2 protein-coding genes are annotated in these 974 nt (G+C 72.7%); both read right to left on the reverse strand.

Features of this window, described 5'->3' with window-relative positions; translation table 11 throughout:
* Positions 1–738: NUDIX hydrolase (locus ACOADB_RS24820; RefSeq protein WP_378605165.1), on the reverse strand; the 738-nt coding region annotated here is incomplete at its 3' end.
* Positions 739–785: 47 nt separating this feature from the next.
* Positions 786–974, reverse strand: a 189-nt coding sequence (locus ACOADB_RS24825; RefSeq protein ID WP_378605168.1) for an alpha amylase C-terminal domain-containing protein, incomplete at its 5' end; no start/stop codon positions are given.

Here is a 974-nt window from a genome sequence, read left to right on the forward strand (position 1 = left end):
CGCCAGTGCAGCCCGCACCCGCCGCGCCGTGAAGTCGGCCGCCCGCTCGTCGACCTCGGTGAGCGTGAGGAACGCGGCGGAGCGGATCTCCCGGGCCTGCGGCACGACCTGGTCGGTGATGGCCGCCGGGTGCACGCCGCCGTCGAAGACCAGGCAGATCGCGTCGTCCCAGCCACCCCACGGCGGCAACCAGTCGGTGAGGACGAGCGCTCCGGCCTCGATCTGGAGGCTGAGCTCCTCCTCGACCTCGCGGGTGACGGCCAGGCGCGGCGACTCGCCGGGCTCGACCACGCCACCGGGCAGGTCCCAGTCGTCCTTGTAGGTCAACTGGCACATGAGTACCCGCGGCCCCGATGGATCCGGCGAGTCGTCGCGGATCAGCATCTGCCCGATGCCGCGCTTGCGCGGGAGGAACGAGTTGAGCAGCGCCCGGAACCCACCGGGTTCGTGCACGGGGGTGTCGTCGGCGAGGCGGGCGTAGACGACGACGTCGCCGGTCCGTCCGCGCTGCACGCCTTCGCGGCGCATGCCGGACCACGTCGCGATGCGCTGCGCCTCGGCGTCGTCGACGGCGACCTTGACCTCGACCCGCTCGTGGTCGATCAGCGCCGTGGCCACCTGGCGTCGTACGACGTCGACAGCGGCCTGCCAGCCGCGCTCGGTGAGGTCCGCGGTCCAGATGAGCCGGGCGGTGCCGTCGTCGACGGTCGTGTGGCGGATCTCCGGGTCTTCGGACACGGAGGTAACCCTAACGGGCGGGGTTTCGAGGCTCGCAAGCTCGCACCTCAACCACCGGCGGGGGACCTCAACCAGAGCGTCGCGAGTGGTGGCAGGACGAGCGTTGCGTAGGCCGGGCTGCCGCCCGGGGCGTTCGCCTCGAGCGGCCCGGCGGCGACCGCCTCCACGGTTCCGAGGTTCCCCACCCCCGTCCCGCCGTACGACGACGCGTCGGTGTTGAGCACCTCGGCCCAGGC

Source organism: Nocardioides sp. CPCC 206348 (assembly GCF_048654705.1).
GTDB lineage: Bacteria > Actinomycetota > Actinomycetes > Propionibacteriales > Nocardioidaceae > Nocardioides.